Raw genomic sequence first — 24,324 nt, 5'->3', positions numbered from 1 at the left:
ACGGTGGTGCCACTGCAAAAATGGCACCACTGCACATTTTGTTTAGAGCTAGTAAATATTCAAATAAAAAATACCTTCTTTTCTATGCAACGTTTTACAATGTACCTATAACATGTGCTTCTTCCTTATTCTGATCATTCTTCTGTGCAACGAGATTTGCAGCCATTCCTTCAATGGTAGGATGTAAAAATAATTTCTCTAACGTTAAGGAATACCCCAGTTCACTAAGTCGATTAATAAATCTAATTGCTTTAAGCGAGTCACCACCATGCTCAAAGAAGTTATCATTCACACTGCTACATGCCGTTTCCAAAATTTCTTTCCAAGCTTGAACAATAGTTTGCTCTTCTGAAGTTACTGCTTGTCTCCCCTGTTCTACAAGCTCAGGTTGGTCAGAAATTTTATAGTGTGCTAGCTGCTTGCGGTTAATTTTTCCGTTTGCTGTTATTGGGAAGGATTCATGAACGAAATAATCATCTGGACACATATATTTAGGAAGAGTATGCTTTACCTCTTCTTTAAATTGAACAAGGTTTAATCTTTGAATCTTTGAAGGTCCTTCTACCATCATGATGTGTTCACCAAACCATTTAACGTCATCTCGCGGCCACTCCAATAAATAGTTAAAGCCTTCATCTTTCCATAATTGTTGCCAAGTCTCGCAATCAAGTAACGGTAATTTCTCTACCTTTCTAGCATCAGCTAGTTGTTGATAGCCTTCTTCATAAAATGCCACGGTAATTAGTAATAGTGCATTATTCTTTACATTCTCAGTTAGTATAATAAGACCATCTGGCTTTAAGAGTCGCTTTAAATAGGTCAACGTATTATTTAAATGACGACTTCTATGCAGTGTATTTTCAGCAATGATTAAATCATAGGTATGAAGATCAGTATCCTGATTATCAGGTGGGAGATTAACATCATATTGCTTAAATTTAACATGCTCGTGAGTTACCGCCGCCTTTTTACGATGTAGAAAATCAGATGATTCATCAGCATAGGTATATTGGCCAGAGCTACTAAAATGCTGAGCAAATTGATGACTCCCCTGACCTGTTCTGGTGCCCAGCTCCAAGACATTTAGTCCTTGCTCTTCATTGGATTTTGATAATATGCTTATCATATTGTTCACTAAATCCTGTGTATATTGACTCCATAAATTATAGTGACCTAATTGTTCAGGTGTTAAGAATCCCTGAGAATCTACTAAATAAATCTTTGCTAGCTGCTCGCCTTTTAGAATGGCAAGTCTGGCCTCTTGAGAAGCGATTAGCTGCTCCTTTAATTGCTGGAATATCGGTTGTGTTTCACCAAGATGAAAATCATTTAATTTATTATTCATATATTGTAAAGCGTCTTCTTTACTGAAATTAACGATATAACTAGCCTGTTTCCTCTCTATAAAACCATATTTGACTAGATAATCTAGCCAATGCCCGATTAAAGATTCATACGTATTCGCAACAGCTCCTATTATTTCTGCTTTCATCAATACTTGACCCTGATTTTTAAAAATGTTCAATACAGATAAATCTAAAAACATCATACCGACACTAAGCCACTCAATTGCTGCTGTATAATCGGAAAGTTCAGCCATAGGAAGGGTTGGCTTCATGTGCTCTAATTCATTTTTTATTGTTTCAAGACTGATAGAAAGTTTCGTATCTGTTGTCATTGTTTCAACTAGATCATGCTGAATGTCCTTATGAAGCTTTAAATGGCCTATTAACTTATTATCCTGCATGATGACAGCAGCCTGCTGTACAATCGGAAGCTTGCATAAATTGGCTTCAATATCCCCTAATTCTACTCTATGACCATTCATTTTAATTTGCTGATCTTCACGACCTAAAAATTCAATATTACCATCAGGAAGATATCTGGCTAGATCTCCCGTTTTGTAAATCCTAGCTCCTGTTATTGGATGGTATATAAAGTGGGCATTCGTTCTCTCCTGATCATTACAATATCCTGTCGATAAACCGATACCACCAATATACAAATCACCTTTTACCCAAACAGGACTATCCTCATAATTGGCATTCAATACATACAATTGCTGATGTGAAAGCGATTTCCCATATGGAATGCTCTTCCATGAATCTTCTATCATTTCTACCATAAAATAGTTGGACCAAATAGAGCATTCTGTTGCTCCGCCTAGACTGACAACTTGCGTATCTTTGAAAATACTTTTTATTTTTTCTGGAAGGGTTAATGGTATCCAATCTCCACTTAATAGCACCCATCTTAAAGAACGACCCTGCTCTGCAATTGTAGTAGCTGTTTTGTGGTAGCTCACAAACATTTCCATAAAGGTCGGTACTGTGTTCCAGATTGTAATGTGATGTTTATATAATACCTCTAACCAATGCTCAGGGTCCTTCAGCCTTTGCACTTCAGGTATGACCACTGCCCCACCTGCAACGAGTAAGCCAAATGCATCGTACACAGATAAATCAAAAGTAAAATTCGATAAAGCTATACTACGGTCAGAAGATGTTACTTCAAAACGTTTGTTTATATCTATAATGGTATTCACCACACTACGATGAGTAATTTCAACCCCCTTTGGCTTGCCTGTAGAGCCTGATGTGAAAATAATATAAGCTAAATCATCAGGTAATACTGTGCGAAGTGTTGTCATTTTCTCTGACCGATCTTCTATAAGTGACTCAACTGTATATATGTTTAAACTTAAATGGCTGAATCGACTATATAAAGACTGTGTAGTAATAATTGTTTGGATATGTGCTTGCTGTATAATCTGCTGTAGTCGTTCTAACGGTGTATCCACATCTACGGGCAAATATGCTGCACCAGCTCTCATAATCCCAAGTGCTGTAACAATTTGCTGCCATCCCTTTTCCATTAATATGATGATAGTCTGAGGTAGCTCTGTACTAATAGCTGATGCTATATTTTTTGACATTTCACCTAATTCTTTATAGGTAACTGTCTTTGTTGCATCAATAATTGCTGGATTTGCAGCAAATGTAAGCCATTGTTTTTCTATTAGACTGACAAGCGTTTCTTCTGATGTTGGTATTATGGCAGCCTCATGAATGATCTCCCGTTGTTTTGCATCTGGTAGGCTAATAACAGTAGATATCTGTTGCCACGCTGTCATACCCTGACTTAGTTGATCTAAAAGCTGCAGATACACATCAAACATTTCAGCCAATAAACCTGAAGGGAATAATTCCTCTACACCGTCCCAGGATAGGATGAGCTCACCATCTTGCTCGAATACTTGATGATCCAACCAAACTTGAGGTGTTTGCGATGCTCCATAAATGATTTTCCCTAAATAAGAAATATCCTCCAAATGATCTTTATTCACGCCAATGCCACTAGTAAAGACGATCGGCATCACAATTTCGTTAAAATGGTTCCTGTCTTTTCGCAGCATTCGCTCGACTTCCACACCACTCACGAGCGTATGTTCAAGATCCCGCAATAATTGCTTTTGCACATCCTGACAGCGCATAATGAAATTACTATTGTGACGATGATCTATTTCAATCAATACTAAAGAAGTAAAATCTCCTACTAACTTATTAACATCTTCATGTAAAGGTAGACGGTTAAAATGCGTTAAATTTAATGTAAAATGCTGATGACGGCTATATCTGCCTAAAACTTCTGCATAGGCTGCCATAATAATTGTAGAAGGCGTCAAATGAAGTTGGTGAGCCATTTGTTTCATAGCACCCCATTTATCCTTCGTTAAAACTGCCTGATAGCGTGTAAATCTTTGTTCTTTGATTTCATTTGGCTGCTTCGCTAGTGGTAGCTCTGGGGCAGACGGTAGCTTTTGAACACGGTCTTCCCAGTAATTCATATCATTTTTATACTGAGTGGAATTTTTTAAATCCGCCAGTGCAATAGCATAATCTCTAAAGCTGATATTGATGGTAGGTAAATTTTGAGTCGGTATATAAGATAATTTATACCACTCATCAAATAGCAGAAAAATGCTATAGCCATCAAATACGGTATTGTCAAAGCTAACATGTAATCGTGTTGTCTGATTTGGACTTAAGCTTGCCTCAATATCAAATAATGGCCATTTGCTAACATCAAACCTACGCTGGGACATTTGATTTCTAGTTGCTTGAACTCCATTAGTAAAGGCTAAATGATCCTCATTCCTGTAATCATTAATGGGAATTTGATAAGCTGGTACATCCTTCAAAATTTGCTGTGACAATCCATTATTCAATACAACCACTCGCATGACATCATGACGCTGAATTAATTGATTCCAAGCCGCATTTACTGCCTCCATATCCAGTTCGCCACATTCAAGCTCAAAATAACAATGAGCTGACACATCACTTAAGTCATATACACTATTTCTTCCGAGCCAATAGGATTGTTGAATATCCGTTAATGGGAATGGCTCATATAGATGGGTTGTATCACTTTCTATATTTGCAAAAGATGTAGGTATTTTTTCCTCTGTTTCAGCCATTGTTTGCTCAGCTATATAATGAGTAAAATCACTAAACTTTGGATATTTGAAAATTGCCTCTAAGGAAGTGGGTACATTCAATTTTTTCTGTAATTGACTATTAAGTTGCGTGGCAATTAACGAATCCCCACCAAGTTGATAGAAATTGTCATCTAGTGAAATATGCGATTTCTCTAATACATATTTCCAAACATTTGCAATTTTTTGCTCCATAGTCGTCATTGAACGTGTTGGTTCTGTCTGCTCCTGAGCCTCTATATCAATGCTGGCATGTAATAGCTTACGATTTAGTTTCCCATTATTCGTTAAAGGCATTTTGCGAAGTAAGGTTATATGTCTAGGAATCATATAATCTGGCAATTGCTCTCTAGCATAGTCCTCTAGCTTTCTCTGATTAATTTGTTTTTTCACAGGAGATGACTGAGCAATAAAAATATGGTGTGCATATAGGTGTGGATGATTCACCACATTCACATTTGAAAAACCAGCTTTTTTAAAGACCTCTAGCCATTGAGTATCCGCTAATAATGGCTGGCAAATTTCTTTTCTTTCATCTTCTAATTGCGTAAACCCTTGTTCTTCAAAGCCTGTTGTAATGAGCTGCAGACTACTATTCATCGTGTTTTCAGTAGTGATCATCAAGCCATCCACATCTAAAAGCTGCTCAATAAAAGGCATCGTTTCTAGTAAATTTTTTATTCTGTGTAGCGCATTATTGGCAATTATTAGGTCATATTTATGGCATGTATAGCCTTGTAAAATAGGGTCAATTTCCATATCTAATATAGCAAATTCTATCTGGTCTGAAAGAATGGAATCGAATTTACCTTTAAAATACATAGAAGCATCCGTGATTGTATAATGAAAATCAACACCTGCCAATTGCTGAATGATAGCTTCTGTAAATGAGCTACTTCTCGCTCCAAGCTCTAAAATGTGTATTGGCTTTTTCTTAGCTGTGCTAATCCTATTAATAATGGTTGCTACTAGACGATGACTTTCTATAGCCCCTGGTTCTTCACATATCACCTCCATCGGTGATAATGCATTTTTAGAAAATAATAAAGAAGCTGGTGATATTTTTCCTGTCAGAAGTGCTTGCCCATTCTCAATAAAGGAAGTACTGAATTTCAAAATATTCGGGTAATGTGCGAGAGGAGGTAGCTGACAAGCTGATAAATCCATCTTATTTGTATAGGTGATATGATCTATAGTCGCTACTACATGTAGCTGATGTAGTAAACTAAACCATTGGAAAATAAGCTCATAATACCTCGTATCTATCTGCTTTTCTTCTATTAGTTGTTTAATATTGTAGCTTTCTCCTTTATTCATAGGAAAGTCCATTTGCTGTAAAATCGATGTTATTCCATAGCAAGTTAATTGATCGGTTTCTTGGATAAATTCCTGCATTGCTTCTGAATAATCGAAGTCACTAGCGTCTGAATTTTGAGAAACTGATTCTATCACGCTTCTAACAAGTTTAGGAATGTTGGAAGATGTCGTCTGAAAATCAAAAAGATCACCAAAATCCTCAGCTGTGATAAAAGCATGAAGCTGATTTCCGCTTTTTTGTTTAGTGGCGAGAACTACCGCATCTTTAATACACGATTTATTTTTCAGGCTTCTTTCAATCTCACCTAATTCAATCCGATGTCCGTTAACCTTGACCTGTTCATCTTTTCGACCTAAAAATAATAAAACGCCATCATCTACATACTTGCCATAATCCCCTGTTCGATACCATCTTTGTCCATCAATAGAGATAAACTGGTTATTCGTTTGCTGGCTATTTCCCTTATAGCCCTTAGCAATACTGTTACCGCCAATCCATAGTTCACCTGCAACTTGGTTTGGACAATCCTCGCCTCTTTCATTGACGACACGATACTGCTGATTTGGTAACGGGAACCCATATGGAATACTTGGATATTTATGAACAGTATCATCCGTTACTTTAAAATAATTAGACCATATCCCACCTTCAGTAGCTCCACCCATGGCAATCAAGGTACCATGAGGCGTTTTTAATGGTATCTGCTGTACTAAATCTTGTTTAATCCAATCTCCAGATAAATAAATATGCCTAATTGATGGAAGGCTTTTCTCCTCATGCTCTAGCTCCGCACATAACATCTCAAATAAAATAGGTACAGAATTCCATAATGTAACACCAAATTCTTTAATGTAGTGTACCCATTTATCTGCACGTCTCACTTCCTCTTCACTCAGTAATAGCAGTTTGCCACCAACAGCCAACAAGCCAAACATATCATAAACTGATAAATCAAATTCTGTGGCAGATACAGCTAATACACAATCTTCAATATTGATTTGATTAAGCTGATTGACGGCATAAATGGTATTCCATGCAGCTTCATGCGTCATCTCTACACCCTTTGGCACACCCGTTGAGCCAGAGGTGAAAATAATGTAAGCAGGAGAGGCTGCATCATAGATGATTTCAGAACATTGCTCGCATCGTTCTGCATCTTCAACAGATAAGTACGAAACGCCACTGTCATCATCTAGCTGAGGTTGGTCTGTTACAATAAACTGGATATCCGCTGCTTCATAGATTTTACTTCTTCGAGACAATGGCTGCTTTAGACCAATTGGTACATACACTCCTCCTGCGGCTAAAATCCCTAGAATTGTAGCAATCTGAGAAATGCCTCGTTCCATTAATAGTCCAACTGCCTCCCCCTTTCGGATACCGTTTAGGTGCAAATATTGAGCAATGCGTCGTGCCTTTTCCTGTAAAGCACCATAAGTGATTGACGTCTGTAGCGCAGGAAATATCAATGCTTGTTCATTAGGGATTTGTTGAGCTTGTGTAAAAAATGGCGCATGTAAGCAAGTTGGCTCTACTGTCATTTCCGACTGAACATTTTTTCTAATCGCTAATTGCTCTGTTATTGGAATATGGAGTGGCATCGACCAATCATCCCTATTAGCGACACTAGCCACTGTTTGTTTAAAGCTTGTAAACATCTCATCAAGAACCTGTGGCTTAAATACATCATCAATACTATCCCAAATTAATAGCAAGCCACCATCCTGCTCAAACACTTGGAAATCCAGCCAAACCTGTGGTGTTTGGGAAATCATATAATGGATATCGCCAAATACTGATTTAAACTCTTCATTCAACAAAGGCGATCCGATATTACAGGAAAAAACAACCGGGGCAATTTGTTGTTCACTGTTATGCAGACGCACATAATCCCTTTGCACATCCACACCAGAGTAGGCTGTATATTTCATATCTGTATGAAATTGGTTTTGAATGGTTTGTACATCCTGTAAAAATGTTCGTTGTTCCTGTAAATCAACCTCGACTAAAAGGATTGTTGTAAAATCAGCCACCACTTCTTCAATCGTATGCTTTGTTGTTGATTGCCGATTAAATAATGGGAGATTGATAAGAAAGTGATTATTTTCGCTCCATTTATTAAGAATTAGACTATAGATGGTTAGTAGCGTCATAGCAGGAGTGACGCCTGATCTTGCTGATGTATATTTTAATTTTTCCCATAGCTCCGCTCGTAAAAAATAAGAGCGTCGAGAAAATGTTGCATTTATTTCAGACTTATTCGAGACTGGTAATTGAGGCTTTGTGGGTAGTGTTTCTAGCCTGTTTGTCCAATAGGCCATTGCCTCTTGTCTCTCCTGTTGATTTTCTTCGTTTTTTTCCGCCAAATATGTAGCAAAATTCCATTCGAGAGGCGCTTGGGGCTCCGCTTTGCGATTATACAATGCAGCTAAATCCCTTAATAGTATTTGATAGCTTTGGACATCTGCTACTAATAGGTCTATATCGAAAAACATACGACCTTTATTTTCTGGTAATAAAGTGATTTGTAATTCTGCCACTTGACCCTCGTCAATCTTTAGTAGTCTATGAGAAGTTTGCGTTCGTATTTCCTCTAAATGGTGTTTGATTTGCTGCTCATCCGCCATTCGATAATCATGAACGATTAAGGGCTTCACCTGTGATTGTTTTAAAATAAATTGTTGCCCATCTGCTGTAAAACAGGATCTCAGCATTGGATGATGCTCCTGTAGCCTCTTCCATGAAGCTGCTAATCTGTCTGTATCAATCTGTTCCACATTAATTTCTAAATAGCCATGACAGCCTACATTGCCTAGATACTGTCCATCGTATCTACCAACCCAATAGGCATGTTGAACTTCGGTTAAAGGGAAGGGCTCATACATATCCACATACTTTTGGTTCTGCATATGAGGGAACTGTTCCTCAGAAATAGACTCCTCTAACAATAATTGTCGCCAGTCCTTTAAATAAGGTTTTTTTACCAACTGCTCAAAAGTCAATCGATAACCAAGTTTTTTACTTACGTTAATAAGCTTCATCATTTCAATAGATGAAAGGCCCATATGTAGTAGGTTTGCATCGTCCGCTATTTGCCCACCAGGATTCAACATATTGCATACTTCATCTCTAAATGCTTGCCATTTTAATAAAACCTCTGTCTCCATTGAAGTTCCTCCTAAGCTAGATATTGTGCGACTAATTTTTTCTTGTCGGATTTCCCTACATTAATATAGGGAATAGATTCTACATACACTAATTGATCAGGAAGTTTAGTATTTGCTACACCGTTCTCTATCATAAATTGACAAAGCTCCGTTAACGAAAGCTCCCTATCTTTTTTTACAACAAATGCACAGATTCGTTCCCCTAATTCCTGATCAGCAACACCTACAACGGAAGCATCCACAATCTCATCATGCTCAAGAAGATAGCTTTCAATTTCACTCGGGGTTACGTTTTCGCCTGCTCGATTAATCTGTTCCTTTACTCTTCCAAGAATTTGAATATTGCCTTCCTCGGTTATGCGTGCCTTATCTCCTGTTTTAAAAAAGCCATCTGTTGTAAAGCTAAGCTGATTCATTTCTGGTGATTTATAGTAACCTAGGAAGGTGTAGGGGCCTTTTTGAATCAGCTCACCTGCTTCTCCCAGCGCAACCTCATCACCGTTCTCATCAACAATTTTAATTTCATCACCTGTAGAAATTGGCGTACCTTGGCATGAAATAATTGTGTCAATATCATCATGAGGTGAAGTGAAGCAAGTAATGCCTTCTCCAAGACCATAGCCCTGAATTAGCTGACATTGAAATTGTGTCATCAATTGGAGAGCCAATTGCTTCTCTAGCTTAGCTGCTCCTAATAAAATATAGTCAAGGGAAGATACATCTGCATGCTCCTCCAAAGCGAGAGACTCTACCCATAAATTTGCTATAACAGGTACGATAGAGGTAAAGGTAACTCGCTCTTTTTCAATCCATTCTAGTGCTTCATCAAATGTACTCGTTGAGCTTAATATAACCTTACCGCCTTTACTTAAAGTCCCTAGAACACCCGGTGAACAAAGCGGATAATCATGTGCAATGGATAGTACCGCAAGATAAGTACTATTTTCTGTCACCTGACAACGGTCTGCTGCTGCTTTTGCATTACATAAGTAAGCAGTATGTAATTTGGGAATGACCTTTGGGATTCCTGTAGTGCCTCCTGATAGTAAAAATAAAGCAATATCTTGATAAGAGGATTGATGCTCCATGAGATCATCCTTCTTTGGACAGAATTGGTTTTCTAAATCTCCCAATGAAATACATGTATCATTCGGTTCATCTGTAATGATTAAGGAAATACTTGGTTGTTTCATTACGACCTTTTTAGCCATAGATTGATAGTCATAGCCATGGAATGTGGATGGTATAATGATTGCCACAGGCTCTGTTAGTTTAGCGATATTTGTAATATCTTTTTCTCGATGTGTTGGCAATAATAATATAGGTCTTGCACCTATTATAAATAGTGCAAAACAAGCCTTTACAAAGAATATATTATTTGGTAATTGTAGAAGTACATTGTCTCCCCTCTTAATACCTTTCGCTATTAATCCCTGTCCTAAGAAGTTAGCTGATCGATACAGCTCCTCATAAGTTAATGATCCTGTTTGATCAACAAGGGCTACCTTATTCTTGTACATAGTTGCCCAATTTTTTAAGGCATCTGCAAGTGACAATGGTTCCAAATAGCCCTCTTTCTCATAATGCTCCAAAAATTTCGTAATCTTTTCCTCTATCTGTATGCTGTTCATCCTTTTTAACCTCCAGTATGACAATATCTGAATCCGTAAAATGTTTCCTAGCAATATATAAGTTGACCTGTTGGAGCAGTTGCTCGAATTCACTTTCAGTTCTTTCCTGGCCATTACACAATGACCAAATATGCATATCCCCTAAAAAAGCTGGAAGTGCTTGTCTTGACACTTTTTCAGGAAGTAATTTTTCAATAATCAACAATACATTATCGTCAGCCATTACCGCTGCAATATTGCTGAGTATGGCTGTAGCCTGACGATCGTCCCAATCATGGAGAATTCTTGATAAGACATACATATCTGCCTTATGCTCAAGAGGTAAAAAGAAATCTCCTTCGATGAATTGACATCTCTTCTGTAAGCAGGATATACGAATCGTTTCCTCTGCTTCTGCTTTGATATAGTCTTTATCAAGGATGATCCCCTCCGCTAATGGAAATCCCTGTAAAAGCTGTGTTATTACATCACCAGCACCACCTCCTATATCAACAATTCTCTTAATATCAGCCACTTTTCTTGTCTGAAATAATAGCTCTAAATTTGACTGTGAACTTGATTGACGCATCATGTCATTAAATGTATCTAAGCGATTTTGGCTCATTTCATTGATTTCAAAAAACGCCTCTCCCTCCATCAATTCAATAGGAGAAATATTATTTTTTAATCCTTCATAAAAATAGCCCCATGCTTTCATGCATATACGTCCATTAAATAAAATCATTGCAGCCATAGAATCTTCACTATCATTTGATAATTTTTCACCTAGAGATGTTAACGAGTATTGATCATTTTCTTGATAGACGAAATCCATTGCTATCAGAACCTTCATAAATCGCTCTAATAATAAAGGAGAAAGATGAAGCTCTGTGGCCACTTGTTGATTTCTCATGCTTTTGGAAAACAATGCATTAAAAATGCCTAGCTCAACCGCGCTATATACGATATATGAGTGAGAATAGCCCTGTATCATATTAATGATTTTCATTTTTTCTACATCCACATTACTTCTCCCCTATAATTGAAATACATTCCGTTTTTATGAGTTGTTGCATCAACTCTTCCACATCAACTATTGATTGCGCAAAGTAACACCCTTTTTTATTTGTACCATTCCTTTCTTGCATTTGCATCGCCACACAAGCAGCTACAACTCCAGAGCCATAGTTCCAATTCATATTACTTTGTAAGTAACTTGTTTGTGTTTTACCATTTTCTTCTGTTTCTACATATATAATAAAACCCTCATGTTCATCTTGAGTATGGTAGGTCTCAATTAAACGATGAGCAGAGGCGCGCTTTTCCTCCTCAGTTTTATATAGCTGCATAGCCTTTATCATAATAAAATCACTCAGTATTTTAGATGTAGCGAAGGTATTATAAAAATAGGCATTGACAGCTCTATATTCTTTTACACTGGCTATAAACTCCTCGTTCATCAAGGGGAGTGTGTATACTTGATGAAATGGAGCAGGTAAAACCTTTTGGCTCCCTATTCCTGAAGTTAATTTCTTTATGTCACCATTACTGTAATAGGACATTCCATAGCCCTCATCTTTTTCTAAGCTGGAGATAATATCATAAGCCCCTGTTTCAGAAAAGCTACCTTTACCAGCAAAATAGCAGCTAATACGCTCGACCCATTTTTGGTTTCGTAATAAAAATGCTACAAACATTTCTGTCAAGCCAGGATAGACACCGGCAGATATGGCACATGTTATAGGATTATTGTGTTTTGCAAGAGCATCCTCTATTGCCAATTTCATTGTTTTATCACCAGATACATCAATATAGGTAGTATTCGTTACTAGACAAGCTTCAGCAACTCGTGCAAGTATGTGGGAAGAGGGTCCAGCCGTATTTATAACCAAGTAGCAATTCTCACAGAAGGCTTGAATACTAGCTTCATTAAAGACATCTACTGCTTGGTATTTCATGGTCTCGGACTCTTCCCCAAACTGTTCAATAAGCTTTGCTATCTTCCGACCTCCTAGTAATAATGAAGCTGAATAATTGTTCAATAAAGTTTTAACAGCTCCCACACCAACCTGACCTGTTGCGCCAATGATTCCTACGTATTTTTTATTCATATTGACTGATACTCCCCACTTGAATTGGTGCTAGCAGGATGTCAGCCACACGATATGCATTGTCATCTTCTTCAATACATGTAATGTGATTCCCAGCAATTTCTATTTCCTCAAAATGCCCAATGCACAGGTCTTTCCAAAACTTTAACGTGTCCTGTCTATCGGTAAAAATAAAGTCCATATCCTCTTCTGCCACTAAATAGCGAATATCGCCGAAGTATGCCATTGGTCGCACGTTTGACCCTTTAAAGCTGTGTAAATAGATGTTATAGTATCCTTCTAGCATCTCATCTGGAATGATTTCACCAGTTTTTTTCTCTATGGCAGCTCGATAATCCTGAAAGCGCTGTTTTCTGCTTCGTTGTGATAAATTCTTGATAAAGCGGTAAATTTCTTTAAACTCTTCTACATGTTTAAGCTCTTCAAGACTTGATGCGCTTAAACTCTCATTATGTTGATAGAAAATATGCATAATAGCTTCCATTAGTTGTTGATTGGATGCTCCTTTATAAACATCCTCAACAGTAATATAGAAATTCGTAATAAAGATTAATTCTAGCGCTATAGAATCCTCGATATCATATAAAACCGGTGCACTATCAATTAACGTAAAATCAATTATTTCCACACCTCTTTCCACCAGCCTTCTAGCCATTTCAAGAGCAATCAGCCCACCCATGCAATAGCCAATTAATTGAACTTGCTTCACTTGTTTTACCATAATTTGTTGTACATAATCATCTGCTAAATGATCAATTAACATGGCACTATCTATGGCTAAATACTGGTCTATATCTTGAATAGAAATACTGATAACTGTTCCTAAATCTTGTTGTGCTAAATGCTTGTTTAAATATTTAAAGGCGTTCATTGTGCCTAATCCTGCATGAACGACAATTCGGTATGGTTCACCATGAGAGGAGGATTCCTTCTTTAATAAACCAATTGCCTGGGCATGATTTCGTTTATTTATATGTTGATTTTCCTGCGTCTCTGTCACTGTATGTTGCATTATTTTTTGTGCGAGTAATTTAATAACTGGCTCATTTAACAATTGACGAAGAATAAAGTCAAAAGTAATTTTATGATATTGATTTTCATTCTCAATTGATTTTTTTATCTTCCCTGCTAATTGTGATAAGGATAAGGAATCTGCTCCATAGTCATATAAATTTTTATCCGCCTGAATAAGTTCTACCTGAAGAACATCTTGTGCAAAATGTAGTAGTGTTCCCTCTAATTGAGTAATTACTTCTGCCTGTTGTAGGTTCCCTTCAGCCTGAACCTCCTGTACTAGCAGCTGCACCTGTTTCTTGATCTCTTGCCGATCTAATTTATCATTTGCATTTAGTGTAAGCTTCGATAAAATAAATAATTTGACAGGAACCATATAGGACGGTAATAGCTGTTCAAGATAATCAATGAAATCATTACATAGTACATTGTTTGGAGCATACTCTGCTAGTTGAACGACAGCATAAAGATGCTTATTATCTAGTACGACTGCACAGGAAGCGTCTACTTGCTCATGTTTATTTAATAATGATTCAATTTCCCCTAGGTTAATAAGATTTCCACATAACTTCACTTGATTATCAAGACGTCCGATAAATTCAATTTCTCCATTGTCCATATATCTTCCATAGTCACCAGTTCTATAGAGCCGCTGCTGTTTAATCGTTGTAATAAATCTTTCATTTGTCATTTCAGTATTCTGATAGTAGCCTTGTGCAAGACTATCTCCCGCAATATATAGCTCTCCACGAACCCAATTCGGGCAATCCTCATTATGTTCATCTAAAATATAAAAGCATTGATTCGCTAACGGGTAGCCATAAGGTATAGTCTCTCTCTCAAAGTCTTCTTCACTGCAAATATGATAATTGGACCAAATACCCGCTTCTGTAGCACCGCCTAGGGCAATTATGGTACTCTTTGGAAATGCAGTTGCACATTGCTTAACCATTTTTGGTGGTACCCAATCTCCTGATAACAGTATCGTTTTCATGGAATCTACTGAGAATTGCTCCGTTTCATCAACAGCTAGTAGCATTTTCATTAAAGCTGGCACTGTATTCCATAATGTTATCTTTTTAGTTTGCAGACACGATAACCAATAGTTTGCATCATACAAATGACCTTGTTCAGGATAGACAATCGTACCACCAGCAGTTAGCAAACCAAAGATATCATAAACTGATAGGTCAAAGTTAAGCTTAGATAGGGCAAGAACACGATCATGGCTAGTAATACTAAATCGCCTATTAATATCTGTAATCGTATTCATGGCTGCAGCATGAGACATGGCAACACCCTTTGGCTCTCCTGTTGAACCAGATGTAAAAATAATGTAAGCTAATTCATCGGGATCCCCCTTATAAACATCATAGGAAATACTTTCTCTTTGTTCTAGTAAATTAGCTGCAATGCATTGTGCCTCTAAGCTTTCATAGATTGGCTGATGTTCATCCACAAGGATAGCCTTTACTTGACTTTGATCGATTATTTTCTTGATTCGACTAATCGGCTGGGCCTTATCAATCGGCACATAGACTGCTCCTAGCGATAGAATAGCCAGCACACTTGTCACTTGATAAATGGTTTTATCAGAAATGATGGCCACCTTATCCCCTTGTTGTAGCTGATGTTTTTGAAGTAGATTTCCTACAGTAAACACCTTATCTCTTAGTTCAGCATAAGAGTATTCCTGCTCCCCTTCGATGACCGCGATTTGTGTAGGCTGCTGACTTGCTTGTTCGAAAAAGCCTTGGTGTAACAAATGTTTTGCTTGGTTCAAATAGGTATTATTGACACTTGCTCTTTGTCTTGTTTGTTCATTTGGCAAGTTTACCAAAGCTGCTGATTCCCAGGCTTGATCTTCATGGACTAATTTTAATAAGGCAATTTCGAATGCAGAAAACATATCAGCTATTACATTGGCTGGAAATACACCCTTTCTCACGTCCCAATTCACACGCAAGCCATTGTCATCATCCATGACCTGACAATCAATAAATACTTGTGGTGTTTGACTAATACCATACTCATTCATTTTTCCGATTAATCCATTGGAATCGATGAGATTAATAGCACTTGTGAAGACAAAAGGCATTAAAGCATATGCTTGTCCTTTTTGCCTTGTCATTTCTCTCAGTACCTCTACGCCCGAGAAGCTGCTATGGTCTAAATCACGAAACATTTGCTGTTGAATCTGACTGACATGATCTATAAATGGCGTTTCAGCTCTTCTACAATCGACCTCTGTTAAATTAATAGATGTGAAATCACCAACAATTCGGTGAACATTTGGGTGGACAGGTAATCTATTTAAAAGAATTAAATTAATGGTAAAATGCTTGTTTATGCTCCATTTCGCCAGACATTGGCTATATAAGGCGAGCAAAACACTAGTAACCGTTTTACCTTTATTGGAAATGGAAGATTTAAATTTATCCCAAATTGCTTTATCTAATTGAATAAAAAAGCGTTCAAAGGATTTTTCATCCTGTACTAATGACAATTTAGGTAATGTCGGTGAGGGCGGAAGCGTTTGAATTCGGTTATACCAATAGTCTTTATCCTCTTGATAGTTCTTCTGGTACCTCATCTCCTCCTCTATCTTTACATACTCTTTAAAGGTGAAATCATTTGCTGGTAATGTAACATCCTTATGAAAATAAAGCTCTTCAAATTCTTTTAATAAAATCCAAATACTTGCCCAATCCACAATTAAAAAATCAAAGGAAATATGCATAGTCGTGCCATGTAATCGTTGACTCAATGAAATATCAAAAAGCGGCCAGCTTTCAGGTGTATAGATTTTATGCCCCAAATGTTGCCTAATTTCCTGTAGTCGCTCCTTATCCTCGGCACCATTCCTCATTAAATCTTCAAATGCAATTTCAATGTTAGGGATGTCATCCATGACACTTTGATAACCATTCCGATGAATCGTCGTTCGTAGCATTTCATGCCGCTCTATTAACGTCGTCCATACTTGTTTAACCCTCTCACAATCTAGATGGTCATATTCAAGCTCCATGTAAATATGGCTGGAAACACCACCATATTCAAAGCTGTTCATGCTGCCTAGTAGATAAGCAGATTGAATAGGGGTTAATGGGAATGTGTTAGCTTGCGCTTCTTGCTCCAAAACAGTAATTAACGCCTCTTTATTCGTTTTTAGAAATGCCATCACTTCTTCAGTCAATTGTTCCTTTCCTGCTTTAAAATGAAGCTTCCCCTGATTCGTCCATAACTCAATTCCCTGTGCCTTTAACTGGATTATTTCTTTTTTTACTTGCATCCTATTTTCACTCCTCACCTTTTTCGCTAACTATGTACTCTCTGTGTATTAAATTTGCTCCATGTAGTAATTTAGTATCTATTTTGTTTGTCAGTCCTTCAATGGTAATACCATCTATGTTAAATTTATTAGATTCCTTGATTGTTAGCATTGCCTTATCGATGAGCAGAGTATTTAATATTTCTGCCGTTTCATCTGGACAGCTAATCGTCAGGGAATGAATGTATTGAGAGCCATTTGAATGCTCAATCTGCTTTGGCCTCTGGGGTGTATTATAGGCTGATACAACAAAGGGTAAATCGCAAGGGGACAGCGAAAAGAAGCCATAGGTAACAATTTCCCCTGTCGGTTTCTTTCGTCGTCCATTTAACACCTTTGATGTACAAATACCTAAATTCTTGATTTCATTTCTCACTAAATGTAAATTCTCTTGCTTTGCAATATCCTCTTCATAGCCTTCTAACGCAAAATCTATAAGCCCTTCACGCTGAATCATCCACTTCACCCAGCGCTCTCTCATCGATCTACCATAGAGAATCCCTAATGGGAATTGTATTGGAGACATAAACCGCTTCATTTCAAATAGTTCAATAAATGGACCCTGATTGAACCAGATAAATGCATTTAGCGAATTTTTAGGGTCTCTTCCCCATTCAACCTGAAATCCGGCTTTTTTATAATCATGGACTGCCTTTTTAATATCATGTACCCTGCACTGAATATGACTAATTTTTAACACATAAATTCAACACCTTATAAGTTATTTCAAATTCATGAAAGTTTAGTCTATTTAATTGATAATGATTATCATTATCGACCACTAACATAGATTCTAAAATATTGTAAAAATAAATACAATAGTCTTTATTGGTTATTTTTGAAAAAATATTTTACCTAAAATAATAATTGACAATGATTCTCATTTTCAAATATACTCGACATGAGTATAACCCTAAATATTCCAAAAAAAAAGGAAATAACCTGTGATGATTATTTCTTCATTTCGAAAGGAGCTATTCACATGATAAAAAATCTCGCATTACGGACGGAAGACTTTATGACAGTAGGCATTTATACAAGCATTTATTTTGCCTTATTATTTACCATCTCGCTATTAGGGTATATCCCCATTTTCAATGCTATCTTACCAGCTCTAATTGGTATTTTTGGAGGTGTTCCCTTTATTTTATTTTTAGCAAAAACTGAGAAATTCGGCATGATTACGATGAGTGGTACTATTTGTGGATTAATCATGATGTTAATGGGCGGTAATGGCTTCTATCCCCTTCTAACAGGTCTAATTTGCGGCTTCATTGCAGACATACTTTTTATAAAGCTAAAATCAAGTACATTTTCCATGACATTATCCTTTGCTGTGTTTAGTTTATGGACAATTGGTCTATATCTCCCTATTTATCTTCATCGAACTACTTACTTTTCTAATATTACTGTTCAATATGGTGCTGAGTACGCAAATAAATTAAACAGCTATATTCCTGATTGGACACTATTGCTATTTATTGTCATGACATTTGCTACAAGTCTAATAGGAGGCTTGATTGGTACTAAATTATTAACAAAGCACTTCAAGAAATCGGGGATTGTTTAATGAAACAACGGATACAAATAGATCCACGTACTAAGCTGCTGTTGACAGTTACAATTAATATCATTACTGTAAGTGCTCCACAAAGTGGCTGGTTTCTATACATATTACCGATTCTATGGGGAATTCCGGCTATTTTGCTATTGCTGTATCAGAAATACAAAATAGCCTCCTATTATTTGATTTTACTATTATCCGTTACAACTTTTCAGTACACGGTAGCCCCTTATATACACGGTGTATTGTTCTTTCTATCATTAGGGATTATCTCCATTTCCCTAAGACTGCTTCCAGGTATTATGATGGGCTATTTTCTTCTATCTACAACATCTATCAGTGAACTTGTTGCAGCTTTGGAAAAACTACATATGCCAAGGGGATTCATTATTTCACTCTCTGTTATGTTCCGTTTTTTCCCAACACTAAGATATGAATATATTTATATACAACAAGCTATGGCATTCAGAGGCTTAACAGGATTTTCAATGCTGCTGCACCCAGTAAAAGCAATGGAGTATCGTCTTATTCCACTTATGGTATCAGCCTCAAAGATTGGTAATGAATTAACAATGGCATCCTTAACTCGAGGTTTATCTGCTCCTAACAAAAGAACAAATGTCAGTCAGCTTCAGTTTTATCTGCAAGATTTTCTATTAATCACCACTTGTATTGTCGTTTGGCTTATTTTTATTTCGGAGGTGTTTTTATGATTCAGCTTCAAAATGTTTCCTTTCAGTATCAATATCAATCGAAAAAAGCGCTAAACGCTATTGATCTAGAGATTTCAACTGGAGAGGTTATTGTGCTCTGTGGAAAGTCGGGCTGTGGAAAAACTACGATTACTCGATTATTAAATGGCCTTATCCCCTATTACATTAATGGCGAATTACAAGGGACTATTCGGTTAGCTAATCAAGATATTCAAGCAATGGAAATTCACGAAATTTCAAAGCTTACAGGCTCGGTTTTTCAAAATCCTAAAACCCAATTTTACAATATCGATACTGACAGCGAGCTAGTTTTTACAGTTGAAAACTTTGGCTTGCCCTCTGAGGAAATACTAAATAGAAAAGCTATGATGGTAGAACAGTTTGAACTACAGACACTTTTACAAAGAAATGTATTCCATCTTTCAGGTGGAGAAAAACAACGAATAGCCTGTGCATCTGTTGCCATACATAATCCTCCCATCATTATCCTAGATGAACCATCCGCAAATTTAGATGATGATGCAACAGCTCAGCTTGGGGAAATGATTGCTTTTTGGAAAAGTCAGGGGAAAACAATCGTTATTTCTGAACATCGACTTCATTACTTACAGAATCTTGCTGATCGATTTGTTTATTTGGAGGACGGGCAAATCAAGCATATTTTTGCCCAAAAGGAGATGCTCACTATGTCAAATGAAGCACTTTATCAATTAGGGCTTCGAGCGATTCATCTTGAGGAATTGATGCCTCAGCAAGATCGTTTGTTGGATCAAGGATCACGTTTTAAATTGGAGACACTCTCTTATTTCAATCATGATTTTCAGCTAAAAATCGAAGGGTTTGACCTTCCATTCCCTGCTATCATGGCTATTACTGGTCACAATGGTGCTGGGAAATCGACATTCGCTAAATCCCTGACAGGTCTCAACCGAAAAGCCTCCCCTACCTTTCACATCAATAATGTGAAATTTAGAAAAAAGCAATGCCTTCGGGCTAGCAGCATGGTTATGCAGGACGTACATCACCAGCTTTTTACAGAAAGCGTGCTAGCAGAAATCTTACTCTCTATGCCAGAGCCAAATGAAGAGCTAGCATTAGATCTACTGGCTTTACTGGGTGCCTCCGAATTAAAAGACGCTCATCCACTAACATTATCAGGTGGGGAGAAACAGCGTGTAGCCATTCTTTCTGCAATTGCCGCAGATAAACAAGTGATGATTATGGATGAACCAACGAGCGGACTTGATTATCATCATATGAGACAATTTGCAAATTGCATGAATATTTTGCGTAACCAAAATAAGCTTGTTTTCATCATCACACATGATCCTGAGATGATTGCACTTTGCTGTGACGGAACCATCGAATTATCGCAGGGAATGATTAAGGACATTACATTATTTAACAAGCAAAGGGTGTGAAATGGTGGAACAGATTGAAAAAAAAGAACATTGGATAAAGTCTATTCTCCAATATACAGGGAGCTCTAAAGTACCACTTGCTTTATCCGTTATCTTGGCCATTATGAGTGTCATAGGCGGGCTAGTTCCATATGTGGCTGTTTATCAAATACTACTGCTTTTAATTGAAGGAACCCAAACAATACAGCGTCTTCTTTTTTGGATTGCTATTGCAGCTGCTGGGTACATCGCTTTAACAGTATTTCATGCAATTTCTAGTTATTTCTCTCACCGTGCTGCCTATCATATTTTGGAGGAAATTCGTCTGCAACTAGCTGAACGATTAATAAGAGCACCTCTAGGTCATATTATAAATCAACCAGTTGGTAAGATTAAAAATGTCCTGATTGATCGTGTGGAAACTTTAGAATTGCCATTAGCACATATTATTCCAGAAGGTATCTCAAATCTCTTTCTGCCTATAGGTGTTTTTATCTATATGCTGACGATTGACTATCGACTAGCTCTTGCCTCTCTTATTACAGTTCCATTTGCACTGATTGTGTATGCCTTTATGATGAGAAATTTCAACACCCAGTATCAACACTATATGGAGGCAAGTAATCATGTAAATAGTGTTATCGTAGAATATGTGGAGGGTATTGAGGTCATTAAAACCTTTAATCAAACAAATGCTTCCTATGAAAAATTCACGAATGCTATTACAGATTTTAAAAATTATACAATGCAATGGTTTCGTGGCACATGGCCGTGGATGACATTAGGCAATGCTATTTTACCATCTACCCTTGTAGGTACTTTGCCCATCGGTTTATGGCTATATTATCAGGGCGCTATTAATCCTGCACAATTAATCATTTGCCTTATTTTATCCATGGGGCTTATTTATCCACTTATGAAATTCACTGTTTTTGTCAATGATTTCAAGGCGATTGAATATGCTATTGCTGATACAAAAGCATACTTAAATTTAGAGTCACTTCCTATTACAGAAGAAATAATAGCTTTGGAGCATTATGATATTGACTTGAATGATATTTCGTTTAGCTACAGTGATGAGCAGAATGTGCTTCACCAACTTTCTTTAACCATTCCTGAAAAAAGCTATACAGCACTTGTAGGCCCTTCTGGAAGTGGAAAATCAACAATTGCCAAGCTTTTAGCACGTTTTTGGGATGTTACTGAAGGTTCCATTACGATTGGACATACCAATATTCAAGATATTCACCCTAATGAGCTGGCAAAAAAGATTAGCTATGTTGCACAGGATAATTTTTTATTTAAAACTAGTCTTTTTGAAAACATTCGAATGGGAAATCCACAGGCTAGTGATGAGGAAGTCTATCATGCCGCAAGTTTAGCAAGATGTGATACGTTTATTGCACGACTAGAGAACGGCTATGATACTGATTCTGGTGAAGCAGGCAACAAGCTATCTGGTGGGGAAAAGCAACGTATCGCCATAGCACGTGCTATCTTAAAAAACGCTCCAATCATAATACTGGATGAAGCAACGGCCTTTACTGATCCAGAGAATGAAGCAGAAATACAAAAAGCTTTTAACGAGCTAGCGAAAGATAAAACGCTTATTGTCATTGCTCATAGATTATCCACGATTAAACATGCTGATCAAATTGTCGTGTTAAAGGATGGCAGTATCCATAAAATGGGCACCCATAATGAATTGCTCGCAACGAATGAACTTTATCAAACATTATGGAAGGCTCATATTGGTTCAAAAGAACATGGACTCCTCTCTGATACGAATCCATCTCAGGAGGTATCTTTAAATGATTAAAATAATGACGAGAATTATCCAGTGGATTGGCCCATACAAAAAACGTTTATACCTTGGATTTATACTGTCGTTTTTGCAATCTATTTGTATTGCCCTTCCGATTGTTATAGCTGCACATGGTTTGCAAATGATGCTTGATGACTATTATGGAAATAACGCATTAGAGATAGATGCAATCTGGTTGCTGTTACTGTTATTAATGCTCACTATTTTCGGCCGATTTATCTTTGCCTATTTAAAGGCACGTTATCAGGAGAGCATTGGCTATGAAATAACAGCAGATCATCGGATCAAAATGGGACATACCTTGAAAAGGGTCTCACTTGGATTTTTTCAGCAGCATCGGATAGGAGATATTAATAGTACTGTTACCACAGATTTGTCCTTCTTTGAAATGATGGGGATAAAAATGATTGATGTCGTTGTCAATGGCTATATTCTAACATTTACAATGATTCTATTTTTATCATTCTATCAGCCAATTATGGCTCTCGTAGCAATTAGTGGTATTGTTGTGTCGTCTATGTTCCTACGACTATTACAAAGACATAGTCGTAGAAATGCTACCTTCCATCAGCAAAGTCAGCATGAGCTTGTTAGTGCTACTTTAGAGTATTTACGTGGCATGTCTGTTATTAAAAACTTTAATCAGGAAGGTATTGCTTCCCGTAATATACAGGATGCCTTTCGCAATAGCAAGCAAGTTAATATAACTATTCAGAAAGGATTCGGTGTTTTCAATGTCGGACATCGATTAGCCTTAAAGTTGGCTTCTATATTACTTGTATGTGTTGCCTGCTATTTAGTGATGAATGGAGAAATGACACTTGCGGATATGTTCCTTATTACGTTATTTTCATTTGTCATGTTTGATAGTATTGAGCCCATTAGCGATGCAACACATGTGTTGGAAACGATTAATCATACGCTCAATAAACTTGAAGCCATTGAAAATACAACATTTATTGACGAAGAGGGTCAAGATACCAAGCTTACGCAATATGCGATCCACTTTGACCAGGTTTCCTTTGCCTATGATAAAAGACCTATCATTCAGAATGTATCCTTTACAGTTAAGGAAGGTACAACTACAGCGATTGTTGGACCATCTGGCTCTGGAAAAACAACTCTTTGCAATTTGATTGCCCGATTCTATGATGTTGATTCTGGAGCAATCTCTATTGGTGGCACTAACATTCGCTCTATGCAGTTAAACAACTTATTATCATCGATTAGTATGGTATTTCAAAAAGTCTATTTATTTAATGAAACCATTTATAATAATATTCTTTTTGGGAATCCGAACGCTTCTAGAGATGATGTTATTGAAGCAGCGAAAAAGGCACAATGCCATGACTTTATTATGTCGCTGGAATATGGCTATGATACGGTTCTTAGTGATGGTGGTTCCTCTTTATCTGGCGGGGAAAAGCAGCGTATCTCGATTGCGCGTGCTATTTTGAAAAATGCACCCATTATTATATTAGATGAAGCAACTGCAAGTCTCGACCCAGAAAACGAAACACTTATTCAAGCTGCATTAGAAAAATTAATTCAAGGAAAAACAACCATCATCATTGCCCATCGATTAGCAACAATACAGAATGCCAATCAAATTATTGTTTTAGAGGATGGTCAAATCATTCAACAGGGAACACATCACTCATTAATGAAAGAAAAAGGTGTATATCGTCGCTTTATTGATATTCGACAGGAAGCAGAAAACTGGAATCTTACCACTTGAAAAAATACCCAAAAACAAAAGTAGTCAGACTATGA

At 37.1% G+C, this 24,324-nt stretch carries 11 protein-coding genes; 5 read left to right on the top strand and 6 right to left on the bottom strand.

The genetic code is table 11. The features are described from left to right. Window positions 1–94: 94 nt before the first annotated feature. Genes QNH24_RS10925 through QNH24_RS10900 form a run of 6 tightly spaced genes read right to left on the bottom strand, consistent with a single transcriptional unit; the run spans window position 95 to window position 17,749 of the window. Window positions 95–8,983 (bottom strand): non-ribosomal peptide synthetase, encoded by an 8,889-nt coding sequence (locus QNH24_RS10925; protein ID WP_283872162.1) that lies wholly within the window; start codon window positions 8,981–8,983, stop codon window positions 95–97. Between the two features lie 11 nt (window positions 8,984–8,994). Further along, window positions 8,995–10,614 carry a (2,3-dihydroxybenzoyl)adenylate synthase gene (locus QNH24_RS10920; protein ID WP_283872161.1) on the bottom strand — a complete coding sequence of 540 codons (1,620 nt, stop codon included), beginning with the start codon at window positions 10,612–10,614 and terminating at the stop codon, window positions 8,995–8,997. Then, window positions 10,562–11,617 carry a methyltransferase gene (locus tag QNH24_RS10915; RefSeq protein WP_283872160.1) on the bottom strand — a complete coding sequence of 352 codons (1,056 nt, stop codon included), beginning with the start codon at window positions 11,615–11,617 and terminating at the stop codon, window positions 10,562–10,564. The genes QNH24_RS10920 and QNH24_RS10915 overlap by 53 nt, the downstream gene beginning before the upstream one ends. A 1-nt stretch (window position 11,618) precedes the next feature. Next, the gene (locus QNH24_RS10910; RefSeq protein WP_283872159.1) at window positions 11,619–12,704 is read right to left on the bottom strand and encodes a saccharopine dehydrogenase NADP-binding domain-containing protein; all 1,086 of its coding nucleotides are present in this window, start codon (window positions 12,702–12,704) and stop codon (window positions 11,619–11,621) included. Continuing rightward, window positions 12,697–17,010 (bottom strand): amino acid adenylation domain-containing protein, encoded by a 4,314-nt coding sequence (locus tag QNH24_RS10905; RefSeq protein ID WP_283872158.1) that lies wholly within the window; start codon window positions 17,008–17,010, stop codon window positions 12,697–12,699. Before QNH24_RS10905 ends, QNH24_RS10910 begins: the two co-directional genes overlap by 8 nt. A gap of 7 nt (window positions 17,011–17,017) precedes the next feature. After that, window positions 17,018–17,749, bottom strand: coding sequence for a VOC family protein (locus tag QNH24_RS10900; RefSeq protein ID WP_283872157.1), 732 nt, complete (start codon window positions 17,747–17,749; stop codon window positions 17,018–17,020). A 282-nt stretch (window positions 17,750–18,031) separates the two neighbouring features. Between QNH24_RS10900 and QNH24_RS10895 the strand changes: the two genes are divergently transcribed. Genes QNH24_RS10895 through QNH24_RS10875 form a run of 5 tightly spaced genes read left to right on the top strand, consistent with a single transcriptional unit; the run spans window position 18,032 to window position 24,289 of the window. Further along, window positions 18,032–18,619 carry an MptD family putative ECF transporter S component gene (locus QNH24_RS10895; RefSeq protein ID WP_283872156.1) on the top strand — a complete coding sequence of 196 codons (588 nt, stop codon included), beginning with the start codon at window positions 18,032–18,034 and terminating at the stop codon, window positions 18,617–18,619. After that, window positions 18,619–19,326 (top strand): energy-coupling factor transporter transmembrane component T, encoded by a 708-nt coding sequence (locus QNH24_RS10890; protein ID WP_283872155.1) that lies wholly within the window; start codon window positions 18,619–18,621, stop codon window positions 19,324–19,326. Before QNH24_RS10895 ends, QNH24_RS10890 begins: the two co-directional genes overlap by 1 nt. Continuing rightward, a complete protein-coding gene (locus QNH24_RS10885) occupies window positions 19,323–20,747 on the top strand; it encodes an ABC transporter ATP-binding protein (protein WP_283872154.1) in 1,425 nt (474 codons plus the stop codon). Before QNH24_RS10890 ends, QNH24_RS10885 begins: the two co-directional genes overlap by 4 nt. Window positions 20,748–20,751: 4 nt before the next feature. Next, the gene (locus tag QNH24_RS10880) at window positions 20,752–22,545 is read left to right on the top strand and encodes an ABC transporter ATP-binding protein (RefSeq protein ID WP_283872153.1); all 1,794 of its coding nucleotides are present in this window, start codon (window positions 20,752–20,754) and stop codon (window positions 22,543–22,545) included. Continuing rightward, complete coding sequence (locus QNH24_RS10875) at window positions 22,538–24,289, top strand: ABC transporter ATP-binding protein (protein ID WP_283872152.1); 1,752 nt, start codon at window positions 22,538–22,540, stop codon at window positions 24,287–24,289. Before QNH24_RS10880 ends, QNH24_RS10875 begins: the two co-directional genes overlap by 8 nt. Window positions 24,290–24,324 lie beyond the last annotated feature (35 nt).

Source organism: Lysinibacillus pakistanensis (assembly GCF_030123245.1).
In the GTDB taxonomy this organism is placed as follows: Bacteria; Bacillota; Bacilli; order Bacillales_A; family Planococcaceae; genus Lysinibacillus; species Lysinibacillus pakistanensis.
The sequence above is the reverse complement of the archived record's forward strand: the minus strand, read 5'-3'. Positions and strand labels throughout refer to the sequence as shown.

Coding starts and splice junctions, on each gene's coding strand:
- QNH24_RS10925 (WP_283872162.1), bottom strand. CDS start 8,983: ATGGAGACAGAGGTTTTATTAAAATGGCAAGCATTTAGAGATGAAGTA.
- QNH24_RS10920 (WP_283872161.1), bottom strand. CDS start 10,614: ATGAACAGCATACAGATAGAGGAAAAGATTACGAAATTTTTGGAGCAT.
- QNH24_RS10910 (WP_283872159.1), bottom strand. CDS start 12,704: ATGAATAAAAAATACGTAGGAATCATTGGCGCAACAGGTCAGGTTGGT.
- QNH24_RS10905 (WP_283872158.1), bottom strand. CDS start 17,010: ATGCAAGTAAAAAAAGAAATAATCCAGTTAAAGGCACAGGGAATTGAG.
- QNH24_RS10895 (WP_283872156.1), top strand. CDS start 18,032: ATGATAAAAAATCTCGCATTACGGACGGAAGACTTTATGACAGTAGGC.
- QNH24_RS10890 (WP_283872155.1), top strand. CDS start 18,619: ATGAAACAACGGATACAAATAGATCCACGTACTAAGCTGCTGTTGACA.
- QNH24_RS10885 (WP_283872154.1), top strand. CDS start 19,323: ATGATTCAGCTTCAAAATGTTTCCTTTCAGTATCAATATCAATCGAAA.
- QNH24_RS10875 (WP_283872152.1), top strand. CDS start 22,538: ATGATTAAAATAATGACGAGAATTATCCAGTGGATTGGCCCATACAAA.